General features: G+C 51.5%; 4 protein-coding genes and 1 pseudogene. 1 reads left to right on the forward strand and 4 read right to left on the reverse strand.

Going from position 1 to position 4,394, the window contains the following annotated elements; translation table 11 throughout:
* A pseudogene (locus IEX61_RS11890) lies at positions 1-653 on the forward strand (IS256 family transposase); the annotation flags it as partial.
* A 670-nt stretch (positions 654-1,323) separates the two neighbouring features.
* Here the strand turns inward: IEX61_RS11890 and IEX61_RS11900 are convergent.
* The 4 genes from IEX61_RS11900 to IEX61_RS11915 all read right to left on the reverse strand — a co-directional run.
* Complete coding sequence (locus tag IEX61_RS11900) at positions 1,324-1,917, reverse strand: hypothetical protein (protein WP_054672280.1); 594 nt, start codon at positions 1,915-1,917, stop codon at positions 1,324-1,326.
* Between the two features lie 18 nt (positions 1,918-1,935).
* The gene (locus IEX61_RS11905) at positions 1,936-2,643 is read right to left on the reverse strand and encodes a hypothetical protein (RefSeq protein ID WP_054672282.1); all 708 of its coding nucleotides are present in this window, start codon (positions 2,641-2,643) and stop codon (positions 1,936-1,938) included.
* A 726-nt stretch (positions 2,644-3,369) separates the two neighbouring features.
* Entirely contained in the window at positions 3,370-3,807 is a 438-nt protein-coding gene (locus IEX61_RS11910; protein ID WP_054672285.1) for an OsmC family protein, read from the reverse strand.
* Between the two features lie 69 nt (positions 3,808-3,876).
* Positions 3,877-4,394: LmrA/YxaF family transcription factor (locus IEX61_RS11915; RefSeq protein WP_229725869.1), on the reverse strand; the 518-nt coding region annotated here is incomplete at its 5' end.

Here is a 4,394-nt window from a genome sequence, read left to right on the forward strand (position 1 = left end):
CGAGGGGTATCGCGAGGTGTTGGGCCTGATGCTTGGCGACAGCGAGTCGGAAGCCAGCTGGAGCGAGTTTTTCAGCTGGTTGAAAAGCCGCGGGCTTCACGGCGTTGATGTGGTGGTATCGGATGACCATTGCGGGCTTGTACGCGCCATTCGGCGGCACTTTCAGGGCGTAACCTGGCAGCGGTGCCAGACGCACTTTACGCGCAACGTTCTCGATGCGACACCGAAACCGCTGTAAGAGGAGGTGCATCGTCGGGTACGCGCCATCCTGGAGGCACCGGATATGGAGACGGCACGGCAACTCCTGAAGCAAACGCTGGAGGCGTACGAGGAGAAGGCACCGAAAGCGATGGCGATCCTGGAAGCCGGTTTTGAAGACGCGACGGCGGTTCTGGCGTTGCCGGAGAAGTACCGGAGGCGGCTGCGCACCACCCAACGCCGTTGAACGACTGAATGAGGAGATTCGGCGCCGTGAACGAGTGATTCTGATCTTCCCCAACCGCGAGTCCGCCTTGCGGCTTTTGGGTGCTTTGCTGATGGAGATTGACGAGAAGTGGGCCAGCGGCAAAAAGTATTTGGGCATGACCGAGTACCTGGAATGGCGTGCCGCTCAGGAGGCCGAAGCGTCTGCGAAAGTGGTGCGGGTCAGCTAGGGGCCATTCCCTTACCGACCGTATGTAATTTCTTGGGATAAGCCCGTTCGAGCCGAGGGGCAATTTTACACAAAAATTTGGACTTGATCATTAACGGAGTTGTGGGCACAGGAGTTATCTATTCAAGTCAGTTGGTCTGGGTTAGACGCAAGTTGGTTCCTCAGGAGACGGAGACACTCTAAGTTTGTGGCAAATGGGACGTATGGTTTTTCATGGGTGGGAGGAGGGTGGCGGACCTCCCCCGCACCCTATCCGTTACTGGTTGATAGTAGCCAGGTTGCCTAAAAGGAAAGTGTTCCTTGCAGGAGGGAAAGTCGGCCCCATTGATCATAGATAACCCACGGTCGGTATGAGAACGGCAGTGATATGGCGGAATGTCCATTCACTTCCAGAGTAAAGAGGCATGTGCCGTTATGTGGACCCAACAAAGCGGTCTGGATACCTACTGCCATCTCTCTGGGTTCAGGAAGGGATGGTTGGAGCCAACTGTGTACATAGACGGTCTGGCCTACAGCGTTGTACCACCGTTGTGTCAATTCCACTTCAAAGTCAGATTCCAGAACGATCAGGGCAAGCACATGAGAATGACCACTGTGACAGCCCTTTGATGAAATGGGAACTTCTTGTCCTCCTTCGGTCACAGCGATATGAGCAGACCAGATGGTGAAGCTCATCGTGGCCAGTCCCGTCCTTGCAGGGCACGAAGCCGGAAACCATATCGGAGGCTAAGTTCGGTCACGGTGGGGAGTAGGTCTTTTTCCCCTGGGAGGTTGACCTCAAGAACGGCCCCGTCCCCTTCCGGATGCAAAAGTCCTTGGCAAAGAGGCGGGAACCTATCGGTATCCGAAGCAACCTGGAAGAACTGGATTGCTTCGTCGCTCTCGGAGAGGAGGTTGATATAAAGGAGTCCCATCTCGGCGATCTCGTCCCGAAAAAGGTCCAGGAGAAGCCCTGAACGGGCTTCGGTGGCAGGCAGGTATCCTGCAAGTCGAACTAGCTTCTGATTTGTGGTTTCACTGCGTATCAGCACTTGTCCACCCGACGCCACGATCTCGTCTTCATACCAGTTTCGCTCAGGCTCAACCTGAAGGAGCAACAGACCCAGGGGTGCCGAACCGCTGAGGTGTTGAATCAGTTCGACTGCAAGTTCTCCCCAGCTTGGATGCCGGTACTGCTGCAGGGAAACTCCCAGCACGAGCGATATCCAGTTCGGCGCGATCGGATCGATTACCTGGTAAAACAGATCAACCTGCGACTTTGACATAAATGGAACCCTCCTGGGTTACCGCTTCATCAGCCATTCTCCCAACTTTGAACCTCCAATCGCTCCCCCAACGGCTCCACCCATTGCTCCAACAAATCCGCCTATAGCCGTACCCGCCCCAGGCACAATCATCGAACCCAGGGACGCACCTGCCATTCCGCCGACCTCGGCTCCAGCCAAGGCACCGGCCCATCCGCCTACTGCCCGACCCACGGCTTGCTTGGTGTGGTTGCCAATTTTGTTTCCGTCAGCCTTGTAGCCCTGATAAATATCATAGGCATCCATAGCGGCACCGGTCGCCCCCAAGGCTCGACTGGCGCCCTTGAGACCTCGAGCTATTTCGTCGGCGTGGCTGGCCGCCTTGAAAGCAGTCTGGGGAATCGGCTTGTGATTCAACCCAAACTTGTTCGGTTCTACGTTAATGTGAGGGAACTCTGCATTGCGATGGGGCTTGTCGATTCGAAAGACGGGAGCACCGACTGGCTTGCCTTCCTTAACACGACCAGCCGTAGTGTCTCGGATTGAGAGGACCGTGGCCCTGCGATGTTGTGTGTTCCATTCGTACTTGGTTCCCTTCAGCGGGTCTCGGCTGATCGAAGTGGCTGCGCCCTTTACAACCGACGACCCAGTCGATGCACGGTGTTTGCTCTCTCTTGACCGTAGTGAGTGCGTGCTGCGGTCATAGTAATATGGCCCCCTCAAATCAGCGCCTTCAACGAGCGGCATTTTACAACACCTCCCAGTAGTACCCACAAAATTACATAAACAGGAATTATATTCTAAAGAAGTAAAAACAGGATTAATATTTGTTTCATCCACACATCAAGACAAGTGGTTCCTCGAATAAGTTTAATACTTTGTTCAAGGTAGATTAATTTTTCGATAGAGTTGTAAGAAGGGCATTACCCGAACAGTAAAGGGTAAACGACTGTGTCGGGGGAATCCCATAAGATCCAGAAAGTTTCCGTTTCGACTGATTTTCTTTTTTTGTTGTCCCAGCTAACCTCGAATTCATTTTCTTCGCTTGGAAGAAAGAAGAGGTGCATTGAATTATCTCCATATACCTCCCTTCAAATAACAATTCACATCTTCCGAATTTTATTCTATTTGTATATAGCATGGAGAATCAAGGGGCAAAATTTGTAATATTTTGTCGACCGAATTGAAAATACAGCTAAAGGTACATCCTCTAAACATAGTGCCAGCGTGAAAAGAGGTAAGTTCCGCGAACAGGAACACCAGGTAGAGCAATCTCTTTTCGCACAACAGGAGGCTGATCAATGCTTCGCCATTGAGGGCAAAAGTAAGGTCAACAACGAGTACCCAGATGGCGGTTCATGGGCCTCCGGTATGGACACCACACCGACCAAGGGTTCCAGTAACCGGTAAACTCATCAAAAAGCCCACCCGCGCGAAACGGGTGGGCCTCTTCTTTCTTCGATGTACGATTCATCACGCTTTAGTCCAATTGACCACCATTTCGACACCAGCAGCTTTCATCATGGTGAATACCGGGCACCGTGAATCGGTGATTTCCTGAAGTTGACGAATTCGTTCTTCCGGCTCACTAGTTTTGACTTTGGCGTTCACGATCACCTTTTGGAAATACGGGCGAACATTCGGTTCGCCCTTGAGTCCGCGAAGATCCAATTCACCTTCGATGTCGAACTCAATACCCTGCAGATCAAAGCCGATTTCTTTTGCCACCATGTTGGCAATCACATTCTCGCACCCGGCAAGGGCCGATAACAAAGTACCCAACGGATTGGGACCTTGATCCTGGCCTCCCATTTGCGGAGGCTCGTCAATGCTCAACACATGCTGTTTGGAGGTGGCTTTTGTCATCATTCCCGTAGAAACGGCCGATATTTTTTCGACATACCTGGCCATGATCTCGCCCCTTTCATTTCAAATTTATGGTATCGTCTAAACGCGGACCATGTGGTTTCGCGTGGATGTCTACTTATCCCTTGGGTTCACGAGTCGCAGCTGAATGCGGATCACGTCGATCACGTTTTGGAGAACTTGAAGGTCCAGATGATTTTTCATCAGCAAAATCCCGCCCTCAATAGTGGAAACTAACGCTTGGGCCCATTTTTCTGGGCAAAGTTCTTGTTCGAACTTCTCCTGATGCATCAACTCTTTCAGGACAGGCGTCAAATGATCCACCCATGTCTTAAACAACTCATTGATTTTCGCGCGAAACGCTTCATCATGCTCACTCATTTCAAGCGCTAAGTTTCCAAATGGGCAACCTCGTTTCCCCTCGGTTTTCCGGTGGTACTCAATTACCCACTCCAACATGCGGTTCAACTTGGTTTTGGGATCCAAATTGGACTGTAAAATATTTTCAATAAGCTCGTGTTTCCACAATTGGACCAAATGGTCAACAACAGCCAATCCCAATTCGTGTTTGGAGCATTCCTGTAATGAAACATGCGGGGGTTTGAGCAAATGAAAACCTCCTGATATCGTGG

It is taken from the genome of Calditerricola satsumensis, assembly GCF_014646935.1.
In the GTDB taxonomy this organism is placed as follows: Bacteria; Bacillota; Bacilli; order Calditerricolales; family Calditerricolaceae; genus Calditerricola; species Calditerricola satsumensis.